At 61.6% G+C, this 24,446-nt stretch carries 24 protein-coding genes; 13 read left to right on the forward strand and 11 right to left on the reverse strand.

The features are described from left to right. Window position 1: 1 nt before the first annotated feature. Window positions 2-1,216 carry an MFS transporter gene (locus J0W34_RS12510; protein ID WP_227814195.1) on the forward strand — a complete coding sequence of 405 codons (1,215 nt, stop codon included), beginning with the start codon at window positions 2-4 and terminating at the stop codon, window positions 1,214-1,216. A 132-nt stretch (window positions 1,217-1,348) separates the two neighbouring features. Continuing rightward, a complete protein-coding gene (gene ppk2 / locus J0W34_RS12515) occupies window positions 1,349-2,473 on the forward strand; it encodes a polyphosphate kinase 2 (RefSeq protein ID WP_230969009.1) in 1,125 nt (374 codons plus the stop codon). Window positions 2,474-2,539: 66 nt separating this feature from the next. Here the strand turns inward: ppk2 and J0W34_RS12520 are convergent, their stop codons facing one another. Together J0W34_RS12520 and J0W34_RS12525 are read right to left on the reverse strand one after the other, a co-directional pair. Then, complete coding sequence (locus tag J0W34_RS12520; RefSeq protein WP_230969010.1) at window positions 2,540-3,526, reverse strand: OmpA family protein; 987 nt, start codon at window positions 3,524-3,526, stop codon at window positions 2,540-2,542. A gap of 68 nt (window positions 3,527-3,594) precedes the next feature. Beyond that, complete coding sequence (locus tag J0W34_RS12525; RefSeq protein WP_227814192.1) at window positions 3,595-3,981, reverse strand: hypothetical protein; 387 nt, start codon at window positions 3,979-3,981, stop codon at window positions 3,595-3,597. Between J0W34_RS12525 and J0W34_RS12530 the strand changes: the two genes are divergently transcribed. The 4 genes from J0W34_RS12530 to J0W34_RS12545 all read left to right on the forward strand — a co-directional run bounded on the left by J0W34_RS12530 (window position 3,980) and on the right by J0W34_RS12545 (window position 7,197). Continuing rightward, window positions 3,980-5,188 (forward strand): RtcB family protein, encoded by a 1,209-nt coding sequence (locus J0W34_RS12530; RefSeq protein WP_230969011.1) that lies wholly within the window; start codon window positions 3,980-3,982, stop codon window positions 5,186-5,188. The two genes, J0W34_RS12525 and J0W34_RS12530, sit on opposite strands and share 2 nt — an antisense overlap. A gap of 157 nt (window positions 5,189-5,345) precedes the next feature. Beyond that, a complete protein-coding gene (locus tag J0W34_RS12535) occupies window positions 5,346-6,299 on the forward strand; it encodes a hypothetical protein (RefSeq protein ID WP_230969012.1) in 954 nt (317 codons plus the stop codon). 10 nt (window positions 6,300-6,309) lie between these two features. Next, window positions 6,310-6,486, forward strand: coding sequence for a hypothetical protein (locus J0W34_RS12540; protein WP_230969013.1), 177 nt, complete (start codon window positions 6,310-6,312; stop codon window positions 6,484-6,486). A gap of 9 nt (window positions 6,487-6,495) precedes the next feature. Further along, the gene (locus J0W34_RS12545) at window positions 6,496-7,197 is read left to right on the forward strand and encodes a penicillin-insensitive murein endopeptidase (RefSeq protein ID WP_230969014.1); all 702 of its coding nucleotides are present in this window, start codon (window positions 6,496-6,498) and stop codon (window positions 7,195-7,197) included. A 48-nt stretch (window positions 7,198-7,245) separates the two neighbouring features. Here the strand turns inward: J0W34_RS12545 and J0W34_RS12550 are convergent, their stop codons facing one another. From J0W34_RS12550 to J0W34_RS12560, 3 genes are all read right to left on the reverse strand, one after another. Then, window positions 7,246-9,843: a bifunctional aconitate hydratase 2/2-methylisocitrate dehydratase gene (locus J0W34_RS12550; protein WP_230969015.1), complete on the reverse strand. Its 2,598-nt coding sequence runs from the start codon at window positions 9,841-9,843 to the stop codon at window positions 7,246-7,248. Between the two features lie 187 nt (window positions 9,844-10,030). Then, window positions 10,031-10,417, reverse strand: a complete 387-nt coding sequence (locus J0W34_RS12555) for a response regulator (RefSeq protein WP_227814186.1) — start codon at window positions 10,415-10,417, stop codon at window positions 10,031-10,033. Between the two features lie 3 nt (window positions 10,418-10,420). Further along, on the reverse strand, window positions 10,421-12,946 hold the full coding sequence (locus J0W34_RS12560; protein WP_331001518.1) for a sensor histidine kinase: 2,526 nt from the start codon (window positions 12,944-12,946) through the stop codon (window positions 10,421-10,423). A 101-nt stretch (window positions 12,947-13,047) separates the two neighbouring features. Here J0W34_RS12560 and acnA point away from each other — a divergent pair, with 101 nt between their 5' ends. The 5 genes from acnA to J0W34_RS12585 all read left to right on the forward strand — a co-directional run bounded on the left by acnA (window position 13,048) and on the right by J0W34_RS12585 (window position 19,366). After that, on the forward strand, window positions 13,048-15,726 hold the full coding sequence (gene acnA, locus J0W34_RS12565) for an aconitate hydratase AcnA (protein WP_407941173.1): 2,679 nt from the start codon (window positions 13,048-13,050) through the stop codon (window positions 15,724-15,726). Between the two features lie 214 nt (window positions 15,727-15,940). Then, window positions 15,941-16,555 (forward strand): hypothetical protein, encoded by a 615-nt coding sequence (locus J0W34_RS12570; protein WP_230969017.1) that lies wholly within the window; start codon window positions 15,941-15,943, stop codon window positions 16,553-16,555. A gap of 270 nt (window positions 16,556-16,825) precedes the next feature. Then, window positions 16,826-17,215 carry a YchJ family protein gene (locus J0W34_RS12575; RefSeq protein WP_230969018.1) on the forward strand — a complete coding sequence of 130 codons (390 nt, stop codon included), beginning with the start codon at window positions 16,826-16,828 and terminating at the stop codon, window positions 17,213-17,215. A gap of 58 nt (window positions 17,216-17,273) precedes the next feature. Beyond that, a complete protein-coding gene (locus tag J0W34_RS12580; RefSeq protein ID WP_230969019.1) occupies window positions 17,274-17,657 on the forward strand; it encodes a DUF6394 family protein in 384 nt (127 codons plus the stop codon). Continuing rightward, complete coding sequence (locus tag J0W34_RS12585; protein ID WP_230969020.1) at window positions 17,654-19,366, forward strand: potassium channel family protein; 1,713 nt, start codon at window positions 17,654-17,656, stop codon at window positions 19,364-19,366. Before J0W34_RS12580 ends, J0W34_RS12585 begins: the two co-directional genes overlap by 4 nt. On the opposite strand, the gene J0W34_RS12590 is transcribed toward J0W34_RS12585, so the two are convergent. Beyond that, window positions 19,307-19,729 carry a response regulator gene (locus J0W34_RS12590; protein ID WP_230969021.1) on the reverse strand — a complete coding sequence of 141 codons (423 nt, stop codon included), beginning with the start codon at window positions 19,727-19,729 and terminating at the stop codon, window positions 19,307-19,309. The genes J0W34_RS12585 and J0W34_RS12590 overlap by 60 nt on opposite strands. Window positions 19,730-19,832: 103 nt before the next feature. Here J0W34_RS12590 and J0W34_RS12595 point away from each other — a divergent pair, with 103 nt between their 5' ends. Then, window positions 19,833-20,669: a DUF4922 domain-containing protein gene (locus J0W34_RS12595; RefSeq protein ID WP_230969022.1), complete on the forward strand. Its 837-nt coding sequence runs from the start codon at window positions 19,833-19,835 to the stop codon at window positions 20,667-20,669. Window positions 20,670-20,674: 5 nt separating this feature from the next. On the opposite strand, the gene J0W34_RS12600 is transcribed toward J0W34_RS12595, so the two are convergent. Beyond that, complete coding sequence (locus J0W34_RS12600; protein WP_230969023.1) at window positions 20,675-21,034, reverse strand: YkgJ family cysteine cluster protein; 360 nt, start codon at window positions 21,032-21,034, stop codon at window positions 20,675-20,677. Between J0W34_RS12600 and J0W34_RS22230 the strand changes: the two genes are divergently transcribed. After that, the gene (locus tag J0W34_RS22230) at window positions 21,033-21,155 is read left to right on the forward strand and encodes a hypothetical protein (RefSeq protein ID WP_265332565.1); all 123 of its coding nucleotides are present in this window, start codon (window positions 21,033-21,035) and stop codon (window positions 21,153-21,155) included. The genes J0W34_RS12600 and J0W34_RS22230 overlap by 2 nt on opposite strands. Window positions 21,156-21,225: 70 nt before the next feature. On the opposite strand, the gene J0W34_RS12605 is transcribed toward J0W34_RS22230, so the two are convergent. From J0W34_RS12605 to trmB, 4 genes are all read right to left on the reverse strand, one after another. Further along, window positions 21,226-22,455 carry an ABC transporter substrate-binding protein gene (locus J0W34_RS12605; RefSeq protein WP_230969024.1) on the reverse strand — a complete coding sequence of 410 codons (1,230 nt, stop codon included), beginning with the start codon at window positions 22,453-22,455 and terminating at the stop codon, window positions 21,226-21,228. 191 nt (window positions 22,456-22,646) lie between these two features. Continuing rightward, window positions 22,647-23,012, reverse strand: coding sequence for a YkgJ family cysteine cluster protein (locus tag J0W34_RS12610; protein ID WP_227814177.1), 366 nt, complete (start codon window positions 23,010-23,012; stop codon window positions 22,647-22,649). After that, window positions 22,996-23,694 carry a UPF0149 family protein gene (locus J0W34_RS12615; protein WP_230969025.1) on the reverse strand — a complete coding sequence of 233 codons (699 nt, stop codon included), beginning with the start codon at window positions 23,692-23,694 and terminating at the stop codon, window positions 22,996-22,998. The genes J0W34_RS12610 and J0W34_RS12615 overlap by 17 nt, the downstream gene beginning before the upstream one ends. 77 nt (window positions 23,695-23,771) lie before the next feature. Continuing rightward, window positions 23,772-24,446 (reverse strand): tRNA (guanine(46)-N(7))-methyltransferase TrmB, encoded by a 675-nt coding sequence (gene trmB / locus J0W34_RS12620; protein ID WP_230969026.1) that lies wholly within the window; start codon window positions 24,444-24,446, stop codon window positions 23,772-23,774.

Genomic DNA, 24,446 nt, shown 5'->3' on the forward strand with positions numbered 1-24,446 from the left:
CATGCAAGTCCCAAGCATCGATGCCACTCACCTTGAAGCGGGAACGCGCGCCTACCGCCGCGCCAACTTCGCGATGTTTCTGGGTGGCTTTGCGTGCTTCGCCATGCTTTACGCCACGCAGCCCTTGTTGCCGCTCTTTGCGGACATCTTCGGGGTGACCTCCACGCACGCCAGTCTGAGCGTGTCCTTCGGGACCGGCGCGCTTGCCCTGGCCCTGATTCCGGCCAGCCTTCTGTCTGATCGTTTTGGCCGGCTCACCATCATGCGCTGGGCACTCGCCCTGTCGGCACTGATGGCCCTGCTCGTACCGTTCGTCCAGAGCTTCGATGCCCTGCTGGTGCTGAGGGCCCTGCTCGGCCTGTGCCTGGCCGGACTGCCCGCCGCTGCCATGGCCTATCTGGGCGAGGAAGTGGCACCCAGTGCCCAGGGGCGAGCGATGGGGCTATATATCGCAGGCAATGCCTTCGGTGGTATGAGCGGGCGCTTTCTCAGCGCCGGCATCACCGATCTGAGCGACTGGCGGACCGGACTGTTCTGCATCGGTCTATTGGGCGCCCTGGCCGCCGCCGCCTTTTTCTACGCACTGCCCGATTCGAGGCACTTCAGGCGGCGCAGCATCCGGCTTGATGCCGTGTGGCGTGACACGTGCGCCCTCTACCGCGACGCGGGGCTACCCTGGCTGTTCATGTGTGCATTCCTGCTCATGGGAGCGTTCGTGGCGCTCTACAATTTCCTGACCTTCCGCCTCTCCGGCGCTCCGTTCGAGCTGGGCCAGACGGCTATCGGCGCCATCTTTCTGCTCTATCTGGTGGGCACCTGGGCTTCCGCCTGGGCAGGCCAGCTCGCTGACCGGATCGGTCGACGCAATGTGCTGTGGATGATGGTTGTACTGATGATCGTCGGCGTGCTGCTCACCGCCGTGCGTTGGCTGCCGGGCGTCATCGTCGGCATCGGGGTCTTTACCCTGGGCTATTTCGGCGCACACACCACGTGTAGCGGATGGGTGAGTCGGCGCGCCGGGGGCAGCCGAGCGCTGGCTGCCGCCCTCTACCTGAGCAGCTACTACCTGGGCAGCAGTGTGCTGGGATCGTCCGTGGGTTTCGCCTGGGACCATGGGGCCTGGCCTGCCGTGGTGGCCGTCCTGGTCTCGCTGAGCGCGGCCGTGCTGGGCATTGCATTTCACCTGCGCCGCATCCCCAAGGCGGGCAGCGCGTAGCTCTAGTTGCCATCACACAACACCAGCGTCATTGATTCGTCACAAACGCCACGGTGTTTGACGCACGTCAGAGGTTTTTTCGCGCATCGGCGCAGCCTGATTTCAGTAACTGACTGAAAAAAGGAGGCGCCCATGAGTGAAGCAAAGACCACAGACCCCATCGCCCAGGATCTGGAAGCACCGTCAGGATCAGCAGCGACCAAGTCGACACGCAAGCCGCGAACCCGCAGTACGCCGAAACCCAAGACGTCAAACACGGCGACCCGCGGTAAATCGCCGGGCACCCAACGAAAGAAGACACCCGACGACGACACGCCAGTCGTCTACGAGTCGCATCACACGCCGGCTCAGGAGGCGGAGGCGGCCGACGAGATTCTTCACGTCAGCCATGGCCCCGTCGCGCTACAGGTAGCGTCGGCACCGCATGGCAGCTACGAGGACAGCGGCAAGGCCAGCTTGCCCGCCAACTACCCCTACCGCCAGCGCATGCGCCGCACCCAGTATGAAAAGATCAAGCAGGAACTGCAGATCGAGCTGCTCAAGGTGCAGAACTGGGTCAAACAGACCGGCCAGAAAATCGTCATTCTGTTCGAGGGCCGCGATGCAGCCGGCAAGGGCGGGACGATCAAACGATACATGGAGCACCTGAATCCCCGGGCGGCCCGCGTTGTTGCACTGGAGAAGCCAAGCGAGCGGGAACAGGGGCAATGGTATTTCCAGCGTTACGTCGAACACCTGCCCACCTCGGGCGAGATGGTGTTCTTCGATCGCTCCTGGTACAACCGCGCCGGCGTCGAGCGTGTCATGGGTTTCTGTACGCCCTCCGAGTACCTGGAATTCATGCGCCAGACACCCCAGCTTGAGCGCATGCTGGTCAACAGCGGTGTCAAGCTGTTCAAGTACTGGTTCTCGGTCAGTCGGGAAGAACAACTGAGGCGCTTCATCTCCCGCCGCGATGACCCGCTCAAGCACTGGAAGCTCTCGCCCATCGACATCAAGTCACTCGACAAGTGGGACGAATACACGGCCGCCAAGAAGGCCATGTTCTTCCACACGGATACGGCCGATGCGCCATGGACGGTGATCAAGTCCGACGACAAGAAACGCGCGCGTCTGAACTGCATGCGCCACTTCCTGTCATCGCTCGACTATCCCGAGAAGGATCTGTCGGTCTGCGGCAAGCCGGATGCCAAGCTGGTCGGGCCTGCAGAAGTCATCTTCGAACAGGACGAAGCTGAATCCAACGCGTTCACTTAATCGACTTTCTATCCACTCGAAATAAAAGCCACCCCCGGGTGGCTTTTCTGACTGAACCGAAGCATTTCAATTCGCGGCGTCGCGGTCCATTGAACCGAGCGATCGCGCGAAGGACAGATTTCGCGCACTTTCAGGCAGCGGTTTCGCGTAACGCGTCTCGGGCATGGCAGCCACCGCTTCTGCCGGCATGATGAATTCCACATCCACGCGTCGATTCTCGCGACGTCCCGCTTCGGAGTTATTGCTCGCGATGAAACACTCGGTGCAGAAGCTGATACCGAGCTTGTCAGTGGGCACCCCGGCCTCGACGAACTTTTCGCGGACGGTATATGCGCGTTCCAGCGCTACGCGTTTGTTGACCTCGAATGCGCCCTTCGAATCGGTACGACCACGGACGTGCACTTTGTCCGCTTTCAAGGCGATGGGCACCAGCTCCTTGATGGCGGCCTCCCCTTCCGGACCGATACCGACCCGATTGAATGCAAACGGGACGATGCGGGTTGCCGAGGCAAAGGTGGTGGCCAGCTTCAGCCCCCGTTTCTCCGCCACCAGGGTGTCTTCCACGTAGCGGCGAGCCACGATGGTCGTGTCCTCCGCCCGGAGCACCAGGCGGTCAGGGGATTCAGTCGTAGTGCGGGTATTGCGCTCCTGTTCAGGAGCGAGCGCAGTAATAGCCGCAGGCGGAGACAGTTCCATCGTGTCATTGGCCACGGCCACGGAGTCCGCCACCGCCGACGTCGTTGCCTCGACGGGCTGGAACCGGTCGGTGTGCTCCTGGCTGCCCAGGGCAACGGATGCGTTTGAGGTGTCGACGGTGGGCTCGTTCCCGGACGCAGCCGAATCTCGCGCTGGCATGCTCGAGCTTTCCGGGGGCTCCGGCGTTGAATCGCTCGCCGCGGCGCTACCCGAGTGTATCGTGCGGATTTGCCCGCCAACACTCACCGCCCCTTTGACTTCGTTGAGCCCAAGACCGGGAGTTTGATCAGACTGCGTCGCTTGTTCGATCACCAGATAGCCCACAACCACACCGACCAGTACGGTGAGTATGGCCATGAGATTCTTTGTGCTGTCTGAACGTCTGACCTGTGTCATTTTTGCGAGTCGCATATGCAACCGATGTTTTATTTGCGAAAAATGTTACAGGACATATCAAACCCGGCACGAGCACTTTTCTTGTCGCGGTTAAAAAATCGCCCACAACGACACAGAAAATCACCTGATGGCACCGCTTGAAGGCCCTCCATGGGCGAAATCGAATCGTCACGAGGGCCTTGACAAACCCGGTTAATGCCTTCAGCATCCGCCCCCAGCTTATCAATGCCTACTTTGAGGACGCCCAAATGACCTACGCCATCACTCAGGAGATCACACCCCGCTAAGACGGATGGCGTTCGCTCATGCACGCCCGGGTCTTGGCGACCCGGGCCAGGCGCAGGCGAGATGGAAACTCGAATTAAAAGCCCTGGTTCAACCGGGGCTTTTTGTTTTTTATCGAGGATTTCTGTCATGCCTGTTCAAATGACCCTCAACAAGGGCACGGTCCCCGTCCGCATCTGGACGGACGACATCGCTCACGACGCACTACAGCAACTGCAGAACCTGTCGCGGCTTCCGATCATCCACCACCATGTGGCAGCGATGCCGGATGTTCATTACGGCACCGGTGCCACGGTGGGCGCGGTCATTCCGACCCGAAGCGCCATCATTCCGGCTGCGGTCGGCGTGGATATCGGCTGCGGCATGAACGCGGTCCGTCTCTCGCTCAAGGCGCACGAACTGCCCGATACGCTCGCGCGTGTGCGCAGCGCCATCGAAAAGGCGGTACCGGTCGGCTTCGAGCAGCATGCGCGCACCAAGGTGAAGGGCTCGGCCCATGCACGCCGGGCACGCAAGATGAACGACCGCCTCGACGCCATCGTTACCCGGCATCCGGGGATCATGAAGATGCAGCGCCGTTTCAACGACACCTGGATGTGCCAGTTGGGCACGCTCGGGGGCGGCAACCATTTCATCGAGTTGTGTATCGATGAATCGGATGGCGTGTGGATCATGCTCCACTCCGGCAGCCGCGGTATCGGCAACGTGATCGGGCGCTATTTCATCGCGGCCGCGCAGAAGGACATGCGCCGACATCAGGTGCATTTGCCGGACCGCGATCTGGCCTACTTCAGTGAGGGCAGCGACCTGTTCGACGACTATGTGGACGCCGTCGACTGGGCCCAGGACTACGCCATGGACAACCGGCGCATGTTGCTGGAACTGGTGGTCGAGGCCATCCGACCGTTTCTGCCGCGCTTTTCGCTTGAGGCCGAGGCAATCAACTGCCATCACAACTACGTGGCGCGAGAGCATCACTTCGGTGCCGATGTGTATGTCACCCGAAAAGGCGCGATTCGCGCTGGACTGGGCGAGATGGGGATCATCCCCGGCAGCATGGGCACACGCTCTTACATTGTGCGCGGGCTGGGCAACGCCGAGTCCTTGTGTTCCTGCTCTCACGGCGCCGGCCGGCGCATGAGCCGGGGCCATGCCAAACGGCACTTCAGCGCACGTGACATCGAAGCCCAAACGGCAGGTGTCGAGTGCAGAAAGGACCGCGGCATCATCGACGAGATTCCGGGGGCCTACAAGGACGTCGACCAGGTGATGGCACACCAGACCGATCTGGTCGAAGTGGTCCACACCCTCAAACAAGTGCTCTGCGTCAAAGGCTGAGCACCACAACCGAAACCTGAAAGGAGAAAAACCATGACATACGAACGGGATATTGCACACGCCCCCCGCCAGAGCACGGTGGGCCGGCCCACCCGACATCCAGATCAATCAGCGGTATGGGCACACCGGCAACGGTATGCCCCATTGGAACGACACCATGGACATCCAGGAATTTGACGACCTGCGACGCGCACTGCCAAGCGGTCGAACGCTCTACACCTACTACAAGGATCGATACAGCCTTCAGCTGCTGCGCTATGCGGTCCGGACACCCACGCCGTTCTCGCGCCTTCGTCAGCATCCGGTGGCACGCTTGCTGGAGAAACCGCGCGTCAAGCAGATGATCGCGCGATGCGGTCAGCGCCTGACGCCGGCCGACATCGAAAACCATGACGGCGATCCGCAGGCCCAGGTCTATCACCTCAGCGTCGGCTGCTGGGACGCAGCACCCAGAGAGCAAGAGCAGATGAGCCGCCGCGGCGTGAATCTGGTCCTGCAGCTCAACTTCTCTCAGGAGCACTGCCGCACGGCGCGGCACTTGCTCGGCATCGACGGCGATACCGACCCGTTCAACGGCCGAGCACACCCGGTGCTCAAGGACGCACGTCCGGACCGTCGTTACACGCTGGCCTGGTCGCGCGTGGATATCGACCTGGGCGCCCGAGAAGCGCTGATCGAAGAGATCCAGTCTGACTGGGTGCGCGATGTGCAGTGGATCCGGACTTGGGCGGAACGGCGCGGCGGCCTGCCTAAATGCGTACAGAAAAGACGCGGCATCAATGCGTCGGCGGACAATATCGTGAAATACGACGAGATCGCCCTCGCCCCCCACCGCAGCCAGTGGGCAGAAGCAATGCTCTCGGCCACGCTCTTCTTTCTTCGGGAAGAACTCGGCGTCGAGCGCATCTGGATGCATACGCCAACGAGCAGCGAGCATTTCAAGCGCATGCACAACCGATCGCAACCGCCCCGCTCGCTCTACACGGACTTGCCGCGCCGATTCTGTTTCGAACCCACAAGCAGCCTGCCCGGATTTGTCGCAGAAGACCGAAAGCTTCAGCGTGTTATCCGACGACGCCCGGCTGCAGCACTGCAAACCCTGAACTTCTAGGAGGACCCTCATGGCCAAGAAGAAACACCGGGCCGAGACGGTCCGGTTCGACAACCCGCTCCGGCCACGCAACCCGTTTGCGCTCTCGCCACTCATGCATCGAGGCGGGGCACACGAAAAGAGTCAGGGCGCTAAACGCCGGGCGGCTCGCGTGGCACTGAAACGGGGGGACTTCGAAAACGACTAGAATCCCACCATGCACTTACCGAAATGGCATTATCTGCTGGCTGCTTTCGTCCTCTGCCCGCCGGCACAGGCGGGTGAAAGCACCTGCTATGGCACGCCTTCGAACGGACGGCTCGAAGGCGGTGTCAGCCTGCCGAACGCCGGCGCCAACTTCCACACGTACGGCCGCGTGCCCAGTGCCTTGGGGCGAACCTATGTGCACGCCAAGGTCCGGGACACGCTCACAAGCGCCTATAAACGCCTCGAAGCGCTGACGCCAGGCGTCCCCTATGTGTTTGCGGAAAGCGGCTGGGCAACGGGCGGCTCGTTCAAGCCCCACAAGACACATCAGAATGGCCTCTCGGTCGATCTGATGGTGCCCGTGCGTCGACATGACGGCACGCCCGTTCCGATGCCCACCCATGCGTTCAACCGTTACGGCTACGACATCGAGTTCGACGCCACAGGCAGGAGCGACGACCTCGTCATTGATTTCGATGCGCTTGGCGCCTTGATGCTGGCACTGGCCGACGCCGCGCGTACTAACGGTATCGGGGTGCAACGCGTGATCTTTGCACCCGATTTACAACCCGCGCTGTATGCCTCCGAGCACGGCAAAGAGGTCAGGCGCCGGGTGACAATCCCGACGAAGCGCTCATGGGTACGGCACGACGAACACATCCATGTCGATTTCAGCGTGCCCTGCCAACCCTTGAACAAGTACCCCAAATAAAAAACCCCGCCATCACTGGCGGGGTTTTTCGTTGGCGGTCGAGGTCGATCAGACTTCGACGGTGTCAGCCACTTGCTTGAACTCTTCGATCTGGTCGAAGTTCATGTAGCGGTAAACTTCGCCGGCCTTGGCGCCCAGCGCCTCGACCTGGGCCATGTACTCGGCGGTGGTCGGGATCTTGCCCATCAGCGCGCACACCGCAGCCAGTTCGGCGGAACCCAGATACACCTGGGTGTCGATACCGAGACGGTTCGGGAAGTTACGCGTGGAGGTGGACATGGCCGTCGAGCCCTTGCGGATCTGCGCCTGGTTACCCATGCACAGGGAGCAGCCCGGCATTTCCATACGGGCACCGGACTTGCCGAGCACCGAGTAGTAGCCTTCCTCGTTGAGGATCATGGCGTCCATCTTGGTCGGCGGCGCGATCCACAGGCGCGTCGGGATGTCCGACTTGCCTTCCAGGACCTTGCCGGCAGCACGGAAGTGACCGATGTTGGTCATGCACGAACCGATGAACACTTCATCGATGTTGGCACCGGCCACGTCGGACAGGGTCTTCACATCGTCCGGATCGTTCGGGCAGGCCACGATCGGCTCCTTGATGTCGGCCAGATCGATCTCGATGACGGCAGCGTATTCGGCATCGTCGTCGCCCTTGAGCAGTTCGCCATTGGCGATCCAGTCTTCCATGGACTTGATACGGCGACCCAGGGTGCGCTTGTCTTCGTAACCGTTGGCGATCATCCACTTCATGAGCGTGATGTTCGAGTTCATGTACTCGACGATCGGCTCTTTGTTCAGATGCACGGTACAACCGGCTGCAGAACGCTCGGCAGATGCATCGGACAGTTCGAATGCCTGCTCGACCTTCAGATCCGGCAGACCTTCGATCTCGAGGATGCGACCAGAGAAGATGTTCTTCTTGCCCTTCTTCTCGACCGTCAGCAGACCTTGTTTGATGGCGTACAGCGGGATGGCATTGACCAGATCACGCAGGGTGACGCCCGGCTGCATCTTGCCTTTGAAGCGCACCAGCACCGACTCGGGCATGTCCAGCGGCATCACACCGGTAGCGGCCGCGAAGGCCACCAGACCTGAACCGGCCGGGAAGGAAATGCCGATCGGGAAACGGGTGTGGGAGTCACCACCGGTACCGACGGTATCGGGCAGCAGCAGACGGTTGAGCCAGGAGTGAATCACGCCGTCACCCGGGCGCAGGGCAACACCGCCACGGTTGGAGATGAAGGACGGCAGTTCGCGGTGCATGCGCACGTCGACCAGCTTCGGATAGGCAGCGGTGTGGCAGAAGGACTGCATCACCAGGTCGGCGGAGAAGCCCAGGCAAGCCAGATCCTTCAGCTCGTCACGGGTCATCGGGCCGGTGGTGTCCTGGGAACCGACGGTGGTCATCTTCGGCTCGCAGTAGGTGCCCGGGCGGATGCCCTGGCCTTCCGGCATGCCGCAGGCGCGACCGACCATTTTCTGTGCCAGAGAGAAGCCCTTGCCGGAATCGGCCGGGTTCTGCGGCAGGCGGAACAGGGTGGAGACCGGCAGGCCCAGCGCTTCGCGCGCCTTGGCGGTCAGGCCACGACCGATGATCAGGGGAATACGGCCACCAGCACGCACTTCGTCCAGAATCACCGGGGTCTTGAGCGGGGCTTCAGCGATCTGCTCGCCGTTCTTGAAGGCGGTCACGACAGCGGTGTCGGTGTTCACCTTGAGTTCGACTTCATCACCCATTTCCATCGACGACACGTCGATTTCGATCGGCAGCGCGCCGGCGTCTTCCATGGTGTTGAAGAAAATCGGCGCAATCTTGGAGCCCAGGCACACGCCACCGAAGCGCTTGTTCGGGACGTAGGGGATGTCTTCGCCAGTGAACCACAGCACCGAGTTGGTGGCGGACTTGCGCGAGGAACCGGTACCGACCACGTCACCGACGTAGGCCACCAGGTTGCCCTTGGCGCGCATGTCTTCCAGGAACTTGACGGGGCCACGGACGCCCGGCTCTTCCGGCGTGATGCCCGGACGCGGGTTCTTGAGCATGGCCAGCGCATGCAGCGGGATATCCGGACGGGACCAAGCATCGGGTGCCGGGGACAGGTCGTCGGTGTTGGTTTCGCCGGTCACCTTGAAGATGGAGATCTTCATGGAAGCAGGCACTTCCGGACGGCTGGTGAACCACTCGGCGTCGGCCCACGACTGCATCACGGCCTTGGCATTGGCGCTGCCCTTCTCGGCCAGTTCCTTGACGTCATGGAAGTAATCGAACATCAGCAGGGTCTTTTTCAGGCCCTCGGCTGCGATACCGCCCACTTCAGCGTCGTCGATCAGGTCGATCATCGGCTTGATGTTGAAACCGCCCAGCATGGTGCCGAGCAGTTCGGTGGCCTTGGCGCGGGACACCAGACCACAGGACTCTTCACCCTTGGCAACCTTGGCGAGGAACTCAGCCTTCACCTTGGCCGCATCGTCCACGCCAGCCGGCACACGGTACGTGAGCAGTTCAACCAGGAAGTCTTCCTCGCCCGCCGGGGGGTTCTTGAGAAGTTCGACCAGATCGAGAGTCTGCTGCTTATCCAGCGGCAGCGCGGGGATACCAAGCGCTTCGCGCTCGGCGGCATGCTTACGATAGGCTTCTAGCATGGAGTCCTTCCTTAACGGTTCAAGTACCAAATCACGTGCAAATCAGGGCCTGATGGGCCGATCACGCCAAACGACCAGGGGCTCGCACATCAAGCGAGCACCAAGTCTTATATATGATACATGTTATTGTGAAAGAGATGTGCAATCGCACAATCCGGTTCCCTCACATTCCCCGGTCGGGATCACCTCACTGGCACGCGGCTTCGAAGCTGGACACACTGACGGGCTTGACCAGCAGGTCGTCGAAACCGGCTTCGAGCAGTCGCGCCCTTTCGCCGGGAAATGCATGAGCAGTATAGGCCAAGATTCGCGGACGTGGATTGGGTGACGTGGCCAGATAGGCGGCCAGCAATTCGTCGCCGGACATGCCCGGCATACTGATGTCGAGCAGCAGAACATCGAATTGCTGCGCCGCAAGAATTTTCTGGCCATCCAGGCCATTGTCTGCCTCGACGACCTCGAAGCCCATGCGATTGGCCATCATGCTCGCGATCTTGCGATTGACCGGATTGTCATCACAGATGAGCATGCGACGCGGCTGATGCTCGTTCGTTTTCGGGTCGTTTTCCATCATGGGCTACTGTGACGTGAGTGGAATCGTGAGCGTGAATGTCGAGCCTTCGCCCGGCACGGACCGGACGGTGATATCTCCGCCGAGCATCTGGGCGAATTCGCGTGCCAGCGCGAGGCCAAGGCCGGTGCCACCTTGCGCACGGGTCAGGAACTGGTCCACCTGACGGAACTTCTCGAAAATCGCGTCGAGGTCATCCTCTGCGATACCGCATCCAGAGTCGTGTACATCGATGACAAGATGGTCCCCTTTCCGAAGGGCACACATGGCGACCTCGCCCTCGTCTGAAAACTTGATGGCGTTGTTGAGCAGATTATTGATGATCTGGCGCAAACGCTGCTCATCAATTTCAATCGAGCCGGGCAGCGCGTCGTCCAGCTCAAGACGCATTTTCAGCCCCTTGGCCTGCCCGTGCGCCCGATGGCTTTCGAAGCTGCGTTCGAGAAAAGGCTTCAATTCCAGTGTCTCCCGGCGCAATTCCATGCGGCCGGCCTCGATCTTGGCAAGATCGAGCAGATCATTCACCACACTCAGCAGATGCGCCCCGGAATTCTTGATGGTGGTGGCACAGTCACGCTTGACGGGATCATTCAGTTCGAGTTCCAGCAGTTCGGCAAAGCCCATGATGCCGTTGAGCGGCGTGCGCAACTCGTGCGAGATGCTGGCAATGAAGTCCGACTTGAGCTGATTGGCCTCCTCGGCCCGTCGCCTCGCGTCCTCGGATCGCGCAAAAGACTCCTGAACCGCGTCAGCCATGTGATTGAGCGAGACCGATAGCTGGCCCATTTCGTCACGCGATTTCACCTTGAGCCGATACCCGAGATCACCGGCCGTAAATTGCCCGATACCCGAATTGATGTCGGTAATCCGACGCGTCATGAAGCGCGCCATCCAGATGGCCACGGCAATCACCACGATGACCATCACGAGCGTCGACATCCCCAGCTCCGAGGCCGTGCGGTGAAGGTTTTTCTGAATGGAATCGAGAATGAACCCACGCTGGCGTTCGAAGAGCACTCGTTTGTCTTCCACCATCCGCCCGATACGGTCGGCCGACTCGGTAGCCGCGCTGTGAAACTCGTCGACGTTGGCGCCGATGGTCACGAAGCCGAAACCCGTGCCCGACGCTCCGTATTGCCCGGTGTAGTAAGGAATGGCAGCCGCCGTCGTGAGTTTCCACAGACCGCTGAAAAAGATCAGGAAAGAGCCCGAGCCTCCGTTTTCGGTCAGCTGGACCCAGCCGGCGCACTGGGGCGAGAAGTTTAGATAACGGCAATCGAGCGCCACCGTACCCGCCTTGATCATGTCGACCGACGGCTTCTTCGATAAGGACTGCTCGTCAAACGGCAGCATGTGAGTCAGAAAGGTCTCGATGTCCTCCCCGGAAGCCTGCCACTGCGCGTAGGTGTCCTTGTCCAGCCACGGCGCGACCCGCTTTCCGGTTGCCGGATCGAATCCGGGGATGAAGTAATCCCGCGGATGGGAAATCGCGCGGGCTTCATGGTCCCACATGAAGGCGTAGTTGCCGTCGGCTGCGTTGTTGATCGATGTGTAGCGCCGGTCGGTCGGCACGATTCGATCCGTGAACTGCCGGATATGATCATGATCGAGGGCCAGAGTGACGTATCCCACGATCTCACCGCCGCGCTCCACGGGCGTTGCCCAGCGGACGATGCCCTTGAAACGCTGCCCTACCGGATTTTCCATCCCGGCATACGCCGACGCTTCGGGTTCGTAGGCGATGCCGGCCTTCTTCGCACTCGCCGGCGTGTAGGGGCCGATCACCCGGCTCCCGACGTAGGCACCAATGACATCGGACACATAGATGTCGCCGGGTTTGAGTTTGCTCAACGCCGGCCAGTATTTCTCCGCTTTGACAAAGGTGTTTTCCTGCCGGGTGATGTCATTCAGCGTGCCTCGGCGGCCGTCACCATTGATCTTGATACGCTCGCGTCCGTCAAGGTCGACAAAGGTCATTTCGACAAACAACGGCGCATCGCTCTGAACATCGACTGGGCGTGGCGGGCGCGCATTGAACGAGCGATTGTTGTCGCCCAGTGCCAGTGAAGGGTCGGCTGCGAGGTGCTCAACCACGAGCGGTTTCACGGGCTCCCAGCCGCTCTCATCAGCCTTCAGACGCCACTGCCCGTGATCGATCAAGGTGCGCGTTCGATGCTGCAGGAAGCGGCTGTAGACCGCCTCATCGGGGGCCAGATCGGCGGCGGCGAGGACATCCTTGTCCCGATCGTACAGAAACGCGGCAACCGCAGCGGCGGTATCGGTGGTGAGACGCTCGATCGATTGACGTGCCCGTTCGTCCAGGGCGCGTATGGCATCCGATGAGGCTTCGGCACCGATTTCCTTGACCACCGCGAGGCTCCGGTCGGCCAGGGCGCTTGCCCCTTCGGTCACTGTATCCCCGAGACGCTGGGCGGCGGCCCAGGCAATGAGTGCCAGCAGAATCAGGGGAACGACCTTCATGACCACAAAGATCGCTATCAGCTTCGACTTGATGCTCCTGAGCGAAAACAAGCCACCCTCCCATCCATGACTTGGGAACCTCTCGGCTGCGATGTCGACCAATTCAGGGAGACAACAACTTTGAGGGACCGATTGTGAAAGACTTTTACGACATCGAGCGCACGTTCTTGACCCCTGGCGGCCATGAAGGCCGGTTCATGAGCCTTCCAGCCCTTGCCGAGCGTTTCCCTCAGATCAAGCGCCTGCCCGTGTCCATCCGCATCCTGCTTGAGGCTGTTGCCCGAAACGCGGATGACACGCGCATCACCGGCACCCATATCGAGCAATTGGCCAACTGGCAGGCGCAAGGCGAGCGCAGCGAAGAGGTGCCTTTCATGGTGGCTCGTGTCGTGCTGCAGGACTTCACTGGCGTGCCTCTGTTGTGCGACCTGGCGGCCATGCGCACGGTGGCCGACGACACCGGCCGCTCGCCCGCCGCCATCGAGCCGCTGGTGCCGGTGGACCTGGTGGTCGACCACTCGGTACAGGTGGACTTCTTCGGCACCGTCGACGCCCTTCACAAGAACATGGAAATGGAGTTCCAGCGCAACCGCGAGCGCTATCAGTTCATGAAGTGGGGCATGCAGGCCTTTGATGGATTCCGTGTGGTCCCGCCCGGTATCGGGATCGTCCACCAGGTGAACCTGGAGTATCTCTTCGAGGGCGTGCGCAATCGCCCGGGCGACGATCTGTACTACCCCGACACCCTGGTCGGTACGGACTCCCACACCACCATGATCAACGGTCTTGGCGTCGTGGGCTGGGGGGTTGGCGGCATTGAGGCGGAGGCCGCCATGTTGGGCCAGCCGGTCTATATCCTCACGCCCGACGTGATCGGCGTCGAACTCACTGGCACCCTGCCCGAAGGCACCACGGCGACCGACCTGGTGCTGACGGTTACCGAGATGCTGCGCAAGGAAAAAGTGGTCGGCTGTTTTGTCGAATTCTTCGGCGATGGCACCGCCAGCCTGTCGGTGACCGACCGGGCAACCATTGCCAACATGGCACCGGAGTATGGCGCCACGATGGGCTTTTTCCCGGTGGACGAAAAGACCGTCGACTACATGCAGAAGACCGGACGCGCCGACGACGCCTGTGAGCGCTTCGAGGCCTACTTCCGCGCGCAGGAGATGTTCGGCATCCCCCGCGCTGGCGACGTGGACTACACGCGGGTGGTTAAGCTCGATCTATCGACGATCGTTCCCTCGCTGGCCGGACCGAAGCGCCCGCAGGACCGCATCGAACTGCCCGCCATGCGCAAGACCTTCGAATCCCTGTTCGTTGCCCCCTCTTCCGACAACGGCTTTGCCATGAAGCAGGAAAAGCTCACCGAGCGCTACCCTACCCAAATGAAAGGGGTTGATCTTGGCCATGGCGATATTCTCATCGCCGCGATCACCTCGTGCACCAACACCTCGAACCCGGCCGTGATGATCGCTGCCGGGCTGCTTGCCAGAAAGGCGGTGGAGAAAGGCCTGCGGGTCAAGCCTCATATCAAGACATCGCTGGCCCCCGGATCTCGGGTGGTGACGGATTATCTGACCAAGTCCGGGCTGATCGAGCCGCTGGGCGAACTGGGCTTCACGCTCGCGGGCTACGGGTGCACGACCTGTATCGGCAATTCCGGCGATCTTGCCCCCGAGCTCAACGAGGCCATCGTCGAACATGACGTGGTGGCCGCCGCCGTGCTCTCGGGCAACCGGAACTTCGAGGCCCGCATTCACCCCAATATCCGCGCCAACTACCTGGCGTCGCCACCGCTGGTGGTTGCCTACGCCCTGGCCGGCACGGCAAACATCGACCTGTCGAGCGAGGCGCTGGGTCAGGACGCCAGTGGCAAACCGGTCTATCTCAAGGACATCTGGCCCAGCTCGGAAGAAATCGACACCGTCATGCCTTATGCCCAGGACCCGGTCACCTTCAGCAAGCTTTACACCGACTTCTCGGGCGAAGTGGAATTGTGGAACGAAATCCCGGCCCCGACGGGCGACGTCTACGACTGGCCCGAATCCACCTACATCGCCAAGCCGCCCTTCTTCGACGGATTCGGCATGACACCCCCGCCGGTCAGCGATGTGCATGGGGCCAAACCGCTGCTCCTGCTGGGGGACTCGGTCACTACCGACCACATTTCGCCGGCCGGACGCTTCAGCGAAACATCGCCGGCGGGCCAGTGGCTGATCGACGCCGGCGTCGAGAAGAAAGACTTCAACTCATATGGCTCCCGACGCGGTAACCATGAGGTGATGATGCGTGGCACCTTCGCCAACGTGCGCATCAAGAATCTGATGCTGCCGCCCGATGCCGACGGCAAACGGATCGAAGGGGGTTATACGCTCTTCGACGGGGAGCAGACGACCGTCTTCGACGCAGCAAGCCGATACATGGCAGGCAATGCGCCCACAGTGGTCTTTGCCGGCGAGGAATACGGCACCGGCTCATCTCGCGACTGGGCGGCCAAGGGCACCCTGCTGCTGGGGGTCAAGGCGGTGGTGGCCAACAGCTTCGAGCGCATCCACCGGTCCAACCTGGTGGGTATGGGCGTGCTGCCGGCTCAGTTCATGGACGGCACCAGTTGGGAGTCTCTGGCGATTGGCCCCAATGACAGCTTCGACATCGAGGGCATCGAAGCCGGACTTGCACCACGCCAGGAACTGACCTTGCGCATTCACCGCAGTTCGGGCGAAACGGAGGAAGTGCCCATTCGCTCGCGGCTCGATACCGACGTCGAGGTCGCCTACTACCAGCACGGTGGCATCCTGCCCTACGTCCTGCGCGACATCATGAACTGACCCTGTCGGCAAGCAAGAGCGTCGAGGGTGGCCTGCAGGGCCACCCTTTTTTCTTTTCGTGCCACTGGCGATGTCGGGCGTCATACCGTCTTGTCATCGCCGCACGGAGCGGCATATCCTTCGCCAGACAACCATCCACCAGGATCGGGGCCATCCGACCGTTGAGGCATTCATGATCAATCGATGCGCAAGACTCATCGCAAGCCTGAGCGCAATGCTGTTTCTTGCCGGCTGTGCTGTCAGGAACATCGACGAGAGCGCCACGCTCTCACCCGAGGCCAAAGACGGCATCATGGTCGTCTCGGTATCCCACGATGACGAAGGCGGCCGCGGCCTCTACGCATCGTTTTCGCTGGACGACGACGGGCAGCTCGTCTCCTTGAAAGAAGTGGTACCCGGCATTGCCGGCGGCAGCGAGTTCGAAGAGGTCTACGGGGAACTCTACGCCGTGCGACTTGCCGCCGGCACTCACAAGATCACCCGTTGGAGCCTGCACAGCCGACAAGGCATACACGTGAGCCCCGCGCAGGCGCCTGACCCCCTGCTCTTCACCATTCGTCCGGGAAGGGTCACCTATATCGGCAACCTTCACATGCTCGTCGGCATGGGCGAAAACATTTTCGGCATGGACGTCCTCGGCACCGGTCACGCGATCGTCAAAGACATGCATCAACGCGATTTGGCGGTTTTCGACGCCAACTACCCGAATCTGGCCGGCAAAGCGGACATCGAGCTCTTGCCACTGGGCCCCTGGCCTTCCTTCCACGGAAGCATGAATCGGCGCACCGATCCGCCTCCGCCGGTCTACATCCCACCCAGTATCCGGTAAGGGAACTGCGGCCCAACGGGCGGCAGCTTCAGTCTGGCATAGCCACATGCCATGACGGACGTGGCCGCCGGGCTGACTGCGGAGGACCCCTGTTTTCCCTCTGAATGACCGCGACACAAGTTAGCGCTCTGCTCGACCATGGAGTCTTGAACGTTGCCTGCCGCATTGCCCGCACTCGGACTCGATGTTCAACAGCATCTCGCCCGGCGCGCTTGGAGCGAACGACGGTACTCGGCGACAATGGCGCGCTCGACCGCTCCCGAATGCCCCATGAAAAAGAAACCCGTGCCCTGTCCGTGCGGCCGCCCGGCCCGCCTCGATCTGTGCTGCGGCCCGATCATCGAGGGCCGGCAGGCAGCCCCGACGCCCGAGGCGCTCATGCGATCCCGCTATACCGCGTTCGCCACCGGCGCCCGCGACTACCTGCTGGAGAGCTGGCACGCCTCGACACGGCCTGACGCGCTGGACCTGGATGACAATCCACGCTGGATCGGCCTGACGGTTGTCTGCGCCGAAGAGACTGCCGACGAGCGCGCCACGGTCGAGTTCATTGCCCGGTACCGGATCGGCGGCAAAGCACACGTGTTGCATGAGGTCAGCCGCTTCCTGCGTGAAGACGGACGCTGGTTCTATCTGGACGGCGATATCCTGTCCGACTGACAGCCCGGCAAGGGCCTCCTATAATCGGGTTCCATTCTGACGACAGGATCGTCCACGCATGAATCTCGAAAAAGTCATCTTCGGCTTCTTCATCGTTCTGGCCGCCACGCTCAACTTCGGCTTTTTCGTGGGCGATCTGGACAATCCGGCCCATCACGACATCTATGAGCTGTTCGCCGCCATTGTGGTGAGCTTCATCGCCACCGTGCTCAAGTTTGGCGATCGCACCCAGATCGGCGCTGTCCACCTGGCCACCTCGCTGGTGGCCGACCTGCAGCTGATCGCGGCGGCCATGGTCTGGGGGTATGGCGTACACGTGGCCGGGGTGGGCATGTCGCCTGACATCACGGCCAAGGTGGTTTCCCTGTCCGGCGGCGCCATGCTCGCCAACATCATCTCGATCGTCATCCTGATCACCGAAACCATCATGCAGCGTCGATGAAGGGCGAAACGCACCTCAGCACGCTTTTTCTCGCCATGCGGCGCCTGCGGGCGCCGCTGATCACGCTCATTTCGATCTACGCCGTCTCGGTGCTGGGTCTGACCCTGGTGCCGGGCAACGATGGCGACGGCATGAGTTTCTTTCATGCCTTCTATTTCATCAGCTACACCGCCACCACCATCGGCTTCGGGGAGATCCCGGAGACCTTCACCGACGAACAGCGTCTGTGGGTGCTCATCTGCATCTACATGGCCGTGATCGGCTGGGCCTATACCCTCGGTTCGCTGTTCGCCCTGCTACAGGACAAAACCTTTCAGGACGCAGTCTTTACCGAACGCTTTACCCGTGTCGTCTCGCGCATGACCGAACCCTTCTACCTCATTGCCGGCTACGGAGAGACGGGCCGTCTGGTGGTCAGAGCCCTCGATCGCATGGGTGTGCGCGCCGTTGTGCTCGAAACCGACGCACGCCGGGTCGGGGAAGTGGACCTGCACAACCACTACGCCGATATTCCCGTGCTCGGTGCCGATGCCAGCAATCCGTCGCATCTGCGCATGGCCGGACTCGGCAAGCCCAATTGCCGCGGCGTACTGGCACTGACCAACGATGATCACGCCAATCTGGCGATCGCCATCTCGGCCCGCCTGCTGGCCCCGAAGACCCCCGCGCTGTGTCGGGCCGAGTCCATCGAGGTGGGCGCCAACATGGCTTCGTTCGGCACGCGCCACATCATCAATCCGTACGAGAAATTTGCCGAATATCTGGCCCAGGCGCTTCATGCGCCCAACTCCTACCACCTGCTCACCTGGCTGACGGGCCAACCCGGGGCAACCGTCACCCGACATCGCGATCCACCGATCGGCAAGTGGGTGCTGTGCGGCTACGGGGATTTCGGGCGGATACTGGTGGAGGCTTTCGATCAGGAAGATGTTCCGGTCACCATCATCGATCGCGAGCCGGGCGAACAGGACGGTCATCGCCACGTTCGGGGCGACGGCACGGGTGCCGCCGTGCTCGAACGCGCAAACATCCAGCACGCAGTGGGGATAGTCGCCAGCACGGGTGACGACATGGACAATCTTTCCATCGTCATGACCGCGCGCGAACTCAATCCGGACCTGTTCGTGATCCTGCGCATGAATCACTACACCAATCATGAACTGTTCGAGGCATTCGAGGCCGATGTGACTGTGGTGCCGAGCCAGATCATTGCCAACGAATGTCTGGCCGTGGTCACGACTCCACTGCTCGAACCCTTCCTGAAAGAGATTCACGACCGCGACGACGAATGGTCACAGAAACTGCTTGAGCGACTGACCGGGCGTTTCGGTTGGGACGCCCCCCACGTCTGGAGCGTCAGGCTCAATCTCCGGGAAGCGCCGGCGCTCTACAAACGCCTGATGAACGATCAGGAAGAGATCACGATTGGACAACTGCTGCGCAGTCCGCACAATCGAAACGCGCCCCTTGATGCCGAAGCGGTCTATCTGCAACGCGATGACGACGACCATCTGATCGACCCGTCACCAAGCACCCGGCTGCGGCCCGGCGACGAACTGCTGATGGTGGGCATGCGCCCTTCACGACACGCTTTTTCGCTCACGCTCGACAACGAGCACTCGCTCACCTACGTGCTCACGGGCAACGAGTTACCGGGGGGGTTGATCTGGGAGTGGTTCGCCAGACGCAGTCGGCAGAACGGACACTGAATCGCTGTCAGTCATGGAGCCCACCGCCGTGAGGATGGCTCTGGGCGTGACCGGTTTGACGAGAAGATCGTCAAAGCCGAGCGACAGCAGGTGGGTACGATCCTCTTCGGTCACAAAGGCGGTGTACGCCACCAGCTTGAGTTGATCGGGCGAGTACTGGCGACGCAAGCTGTGGCAGACATCGATTCCGCTCATCTCGGGCATGTTCAGGTCGAGCAGCACCACGCTGAAATCGCCGTGCGCAATGGCATCGAGCGCAGCGGCTCCGGAATCGACGCTCGTCACGGGGATGCCCGCGCGACGTAACACCACTTCCGGTAAACGCCGGTTGGCGGCGACATCATCGACAATGAGAACATGCATCCTTTCGGCCCCTTGCAATCGGCAATTCGGTCAGTGGATTTTTTAACGGCTCGCACGGGCTCGCCTGAAGTGTGCCCACCGAGATTTATTGATATGTCTTTCGATGCCTGACATTCTGATCCCCACCGAACATCAAATCGATGAATTTGTCCACGCTGCCCTGGCCAGGGGCGTGCTGCTGCCCATTGCGACCGAATCACGCATCGTCGAACACGAGGGTTTGCCGTTTCTCGTCAAGTGGGTATCGACACAAGCGCTGAAACCCCGTGTGGCCAAGCCTGGCCGGCAGTCGGCCCACAATCCGTTCGCACAGCCGGAGCCGGCCCTCACCCTTGGCGACATCGCCCCGAGGCATCGCCTGCTGTTGAACAAGTTTCCGGTCATGAGCCGGCATCTGCTGATCGTGACCCGTGATTTCGAACCGCAGGAAGATGCCCTCTGCGCCGACGATTTTGCAGCCATCGCGCCGCTGATCGAGCGCAATGCCGGCCTTGGCTTCTACAACGGCGGCGCACTCGCAGGCGCCAGTCAGGCCCACAAGCATCTTCAATGGATTCCCCAGTGTCCGCCGCTCGCCCAGTGCCTGCCCGAGGCCTTGAGCGCGCCGCTGACGCCCTTGGATTTCCGCCATGCCTTCATGCCGCTCGACCCGGGTCTGTGGACAAGCGGCAATGCCGGTCCTCACCTGCTCGAGGTCTACCGGTCGCTGCTCGAGCGCGCCGGTCTGCCCGCTGGCGATCACCACCCCGCACCCTACAACCTGCTGCTGACGCGCGGCTGGATGTGGCTCATTCCCCGCCGCGCCGAACACTGGCGTGAGATGTCCATCAATGCACTGGGATTCGCCGGCTCACTGTTCGTGAAGCGCCAAGAGGCACTCGATGAGCTCGTCTCCGCCGGCCCGATGAACGCCCTGCGCGCCGTCGCCTGCCGTCGCTGACTCCGCTAGGCAGCGGAGGGCATCGGCGCCCACTCCAGTGGGCTCAAACCGGCCTTCAGGCGTAACTCGTTGCAGCGGGGGTTGGGCTCGCCGTTTTCAAGGTAGACCTCGAATTCGCGGCACGGGCTGGGCCGTTGCTCGTAGATACGGCAGGCGACCGACTCGCCGACCTGCCCTTCCAGAGCATGACATCGACGCGGCGCCTGCCCCGTCCCCTTCATGCACCGATAGAAGTCATTCACTTTTTCAGTCAGATGGGCCGGCACGTAGCCCCCGGGCGCGTCATCGCCCTCAGCCCAATAGAAAGACACACGGAAATGCGTGCAGCAAAGGCCGCACCCAAGACACGGATTCGGGTCTGTCATGTCCAACACACGCTTTGATCACGCCGGTCACGACCACCATGGTCGTGACCACCGACTCGATGACGCAGTGCGTCTGCTGGACAACGCCGCCCGGAACGAACGACGCGTTGACGAATTGTAGGCTCAGCCCATCGAATACGGCGCGCGGATTATATCGATTTCCTTACGCAAATCAATAGGTTTCGAGCGATTTACTGCTCTTTTCGGCGCACCGCGAAACTGCGTCTGGCGTCTTCCTGGAAGGCGTACTCGATACGCCCCTGACGCACCACGCCAAGCACCAGCATGTTCTCCGTCAGGGCATCATGATCGTCGGCACTGAACGGGTGGATGTAGGTGGACACCACGCCCTCGACGCCGCGATCAATCCGCTCGAGCGCGTTACGGATGGCATCCCCGTCGGTTGAGCCTGCCGAGGACATGGCATTGAACAGCACGCGCATGGCGTCATAGCCCTGAGCCGCCGACATGGCCGACTCCATGGCGTCATTGCCGTAACGGTGGCGAAACTCGCTGATGAATGAGCGATGCCGCGGGCTCTCGGAGCCCGGAATGAAGCTTTGCGCTGCCATCACGCCAGTGCCCGCTTCCCCCGCCTCATCGAGGAAGTTACGCATGGAGATGGTCCAGCTCGCAAAGGTGGGCACCTGCCAGCCCATGTCCCGGCGATTGCGCGCAATGGCCGCCAGTTCCGGACCGATCCCGTACATCACCAACACCTGGGCGTCGGCGCCGCGCGCGGCCTCCAGCTGACTACGCATGTCCCGATCACCGATCGAAAACCGCTTGATGAGCACCGGCTCGGTCTTGAGGGATTTCAGTGCAGCCACCAGATCATTCATTTCCGCCTCGCCGTAACCGGTGTCGTCGGCAAGAATGGCAATGCGCTTCATACCCAGTCGTTCGACCAGGTGACGTGCCATGAAGCGATTGCTGACAGCCGTCGGGGCCGACATGCGGAAGATGAAATTCTTGGGCGCGGCTGGCGGCGCATAGCGTCTGGTCAGCTCTGCCCCGGTGGAGACGGCCACCAGCAAGGGCACCCCGGCCTGCTGATAGGCATCGATGCTGGCCAGACCGACACCGGTGTTGACGACCCCGACAGTCACCGCCACTTTTTCCTTTTCGATCAACTCCTTGGCGATTTCAGCCCCCTTCTTGGGGTTGGACTCATCATCGCGCAGAACCAGCTCGACCTTGCGCCCGAGCACCCCACCCACGTAGGTATTGATCTCGTCCACGGCCATCTCTATCCCCATGCGCATGCTGTTGCCCATGGGCGCACTCCCCCCGGAAAACGGGCCGGACACACCAATCTTGATCGTCTGCTCCGCCAGTACCGGCACAGCCGCCGCGCTCACCGCCAGTGCCAGCAAGCAACGTCGTACAACGCGAAAGACCCGCTTCGATTCAATGCTCATCGAATTCACTTCCCCCATGCTTCCTCCGGAACACCCCCACCTGTCGGGCGTCCGATTCAGTGTTGTTTTTCCCGAGACGGTCGCCCGGCGCGCAATCCAGAGATTCTATCGGCCATGACATCGGGAAATTGATCAGAGAATACCCCACGCCGTGAGGAAAACCACAGGCCACCACGCGTGACACCCACCTGCTAAACGGAGCGCTCGTCACCCAGGGGCTTCAGCCCGTGACGCGCACGCGCACGGGTACATGCATCGTCACCCAGCCCCAGCGGAGCGTAGGGCGCAAAGTCGTGGCAAGGCGAGGGGCGGCTGTCATAGATGCTGCAGTAAGCGAATCGACCGACCTCACCGCGCAGCGCGATACACCGAGGCGGCGCAGCGTCGGTATCGCGCATGCGGACCAGAGTCCGGGTGACCATGACCGTCATGTCCTTCGGCACGCCCCGACCCTGAGCGTCTTCAAGCTCGCTGACATGGAAGTCCACACGAAAAGCGGCGCAACAGGCGCCGCAGGTCGTGCATGGATCAGGCTTGGGTTCAGTCGTCGGCGCCACAGCAGTGCTTGAACTTCTTGCCGCTACCGCACGGACACGCTTCGTTCCGCCCGGCCGCGGCCGGATCGGACACCCCCACGGGCTGACTTGCTGCCGGCACAGCCGCCAGCTCGCAGGCGACACGCAGGTGGTACATGGCACGCACGGCGGCCCCGGTGTCTTCGAGCCACTGAAGACGCTCGTCATCGGTCGCCTCTTCCATGTCTTCGGCCATCCACGGCCCCATGGCCTTGTCGATCAGACCATCCCAGGTGTCAGCATCATGGTCGTCGAGCGCGTCACGCCAGTCCTCGTCCCACAGTTCGAGGCCGAGCTCGAAACCGGTCATCCACTCATCACCCAGGCGGACGTCTTCTTCGTTGTCCTCCGCCGCATAGCAGAACGGCTCCCAGCCATCCTCGTCACCCATGGTGAACGCCACTTCATCGTGATAGGCCAGAACGAGCAACACCAGGCGCTGAACACCCTTGCCTTCCGGCATGCTCTCAGTGTCGGACCAGACACGCGGGAGCCATGTGCCGGTCGGGAGCGGCTCGGGCGAAAGCACGACGGCAGCCAGATAACCATCGAGCATCTCAAGCCCCATGCAATCGTCAGGGACCACATCGGAGACCAGGAGTGATTCCAGCTCGTCCAGCTCAGCCTCGTTCAGGCCCACGTCTTCATCACTCATTTCAACCATCGTTGTCTCCCGGACGACGCGAGCGTCCATTCGCTCGCGCACGCAGCATGCACCTTTCGGCAATCCACGGCAAGCAATCAGATGCCGCGCAAATCAACGCTGGCGCGATACAGTGGCTGCCCCGAATCGCGATACTTGCGTTCGAACGGTGTCAGCGGTGACGGGGCGTCGAAGGTCTCCCAGCCAACCGGCTGATCGAGCAGGACACCCAGTGCCGCGCAAAACTCTTCAATGTAGACCTGCCAGTTCGTCCGGCACTCAAGCACGCCCCCCAGACGAGGAATGAATGGAAACACCGGGTGTGCCGGCCAGCGGCGCCCCACATGACCGATCTTGGGCCACGGGTTGGGATAGAGGATGTAATGGCGCGCCAGGCTCACCCCCTCGTCAGCGAGCAAGCGCCAGAAATCGACCAGATCCGCCCGCACGAGCAACATATTCTTCGGCAGCAGCGCTTCCGGGTACGGCTTGCGCCTGTTGAGGCGATCTTCCGACTGATCCACACCCCACACGAAATGGTCCGGAAAGGCACGCGCCAGCGCAATGGTGCTGTGCCCGACACCGCAGCCGGCATCGAGAATCAGCGGTGACGCACGATCCCAGGCCGCCATCGCACCTTCAAACGCCTGCAGGTTGTATTCCGTATATGGCTTTCTGAACGGGCTGTCACGGTGTCGCTCGACGCGTTCGACCAGCTTCTCGTGAACACCTTGCTGCGCACTCACAGGGATCTTGGAATTGGCGTAACTCAT

It is taken from the genome of Nitrogeniibacter aestuarii (assembly GCF_017309585.1).
Lineage (GTDB): Bacteria > Pseudomonadota > Gammaproteobacteria > Burkholderiales > Rhodocyclaceae > Nitrogeniibacter > Nitrogeniibacter aestuarii.

Coding starts and splice junctions, on each gene's coding strand:
- J0W34_RS12510 (WP_227814195.1), top strand. CDS start 2: ATGCAAGTCCCAAGCATCGATGCCACTCACCTTGAAGCGGGAACGCGC.
- ppk2 (WP_230969009.1), top strand. CDS start 1,349: ATGAGTGAAGCAAAGACCACAGACCCCATCGCCCAGGATCTGGAAGCA.
- J0W34_RS12520 (WP_230969010.1), bottom strand. CDS start 3,526: ATGGCCATACTCACCGTACTGGTCGGTGTGGTTGTGGGCTATCTGGTG.
- J0W34_RS12530 (WP_230969011.1), top strand. CDS start 3,980: ATGCCTGTTCAAATGACCCTCAACAAGGGCACGGTCCCCGTCCGCATC.
- J0W34_RS12525 (WP_227814192.1), bottom strand. CDS start 3,981: ATGACAGAAATCCTCGATAAAAAACAAAAAGCCCCGGTTGAACCAGGG.
- J0W34_RS12535 (WP_230969012.1), top strand. CDS start 5,346: ATGGACATCCAGGAATTTGACGACCTGCGACGCGCACTGCCAAGCGGT.
- J0W34_RS12540 (WP_230969013.1), top strand. CDS start 6,310: ATGGCCAAGAAGAAACACCGGGCCGAGACGGTCCGGTTCGACAACCCG.
- J0W34_RS12545 (WP_230969014.1), top strand. CDS start 6,496: ATGCACTTACCGAAATGGCATTATCTGCTGGCTGCTTTCGTCCTCTGC.
- J0W34_RS12550 (WP_230969015.1), bottom strand. CDS start 9,843: ATGCTAGAAGCCTATCGTAAGCATGCCGCCGAGCGCGAAGCGCTTGGT.
- J0W34_RS12555 (WP_227814186.1), bottom strand. CDS start 10,417: ATGATGGAAAACGACCCGAAAACGAACGAGCATCAGCCGCGTCGCATG.
- J0W34_RS12570 (WP_230969017.1), top strand. CDS start 15,941: ATGCTGTTTCTTGCCGGCTGTGCTGTCAGGAACATCGACGAGAGCGCC.
- J0W34_RS12575 (WP_230969018.1), top strand. CDS start 16,826: ATGAAAAAGAAACCCGTGCCCTGTCCGTGCGGCCGCCCGGCCCGCCTC.
- J0W34_RS12580 (WP_230969019.1), top strand. CDS start 17,274: ATGAATCTCGAAAAAGTCATCTTCGGCTTCTTCATCGTTCTGGCCGCC.
- J0W34_RS12585 (WP_230969020.1), top strand. CDS start 17,654: ATGAAGGGCGAAACGCACCTCAGCACGCTTTTTCTCGCCATGCGGCGC.
- J0W34_RS12590 (WP_230969021.1), bottom strand. CDS start 19,729: ATGCATGTTCTCATTGTCGATGATGTCGCCGCCAACCGGCGTTTACCG.
- J0W34_RS12595 (WP_230969022.1), top strand. CDS start 19,833: ATGCCTGACATTCTGATCCCCACCGAACATCAAATCGATGAATTTGTC.
- J0W34_RS22230 (WP_265332565.1), top strand. CDS start 21,033: ATGTCCAACACACGCTTTGATCACGCCGGTCACGACCACCATGGTCGT.
- J0W34_RS12600 (WP_230969023.1), bottom strand. CDS start 21,034: ATGACAGACCCGAATCCGTGTCTTGGGTGCGGCCTTTGCTGCACGCAT.
- J0W34_RS12605 (WP_230969024.1), bottom strand. CDS start 22,455: ATGAGCATTGAATCGAAGCGGGTCTTTCGCGTTGTACGACGTTGCTTG.
- J0W34_RS12615 (WP_230969025.1), bottom strand. CDS start 23,694: ATGGTTGAAATGAGTGATGAAGACGTGGGCCTGAACGAGGCTGAGCTG.
- trmB (WP_230969026.1), bottom strand. CDS start 24,446: ATGAGTTACGCCAATTCCAAGATCCCTGTGAGTGCGCAGCAAGGTGTT.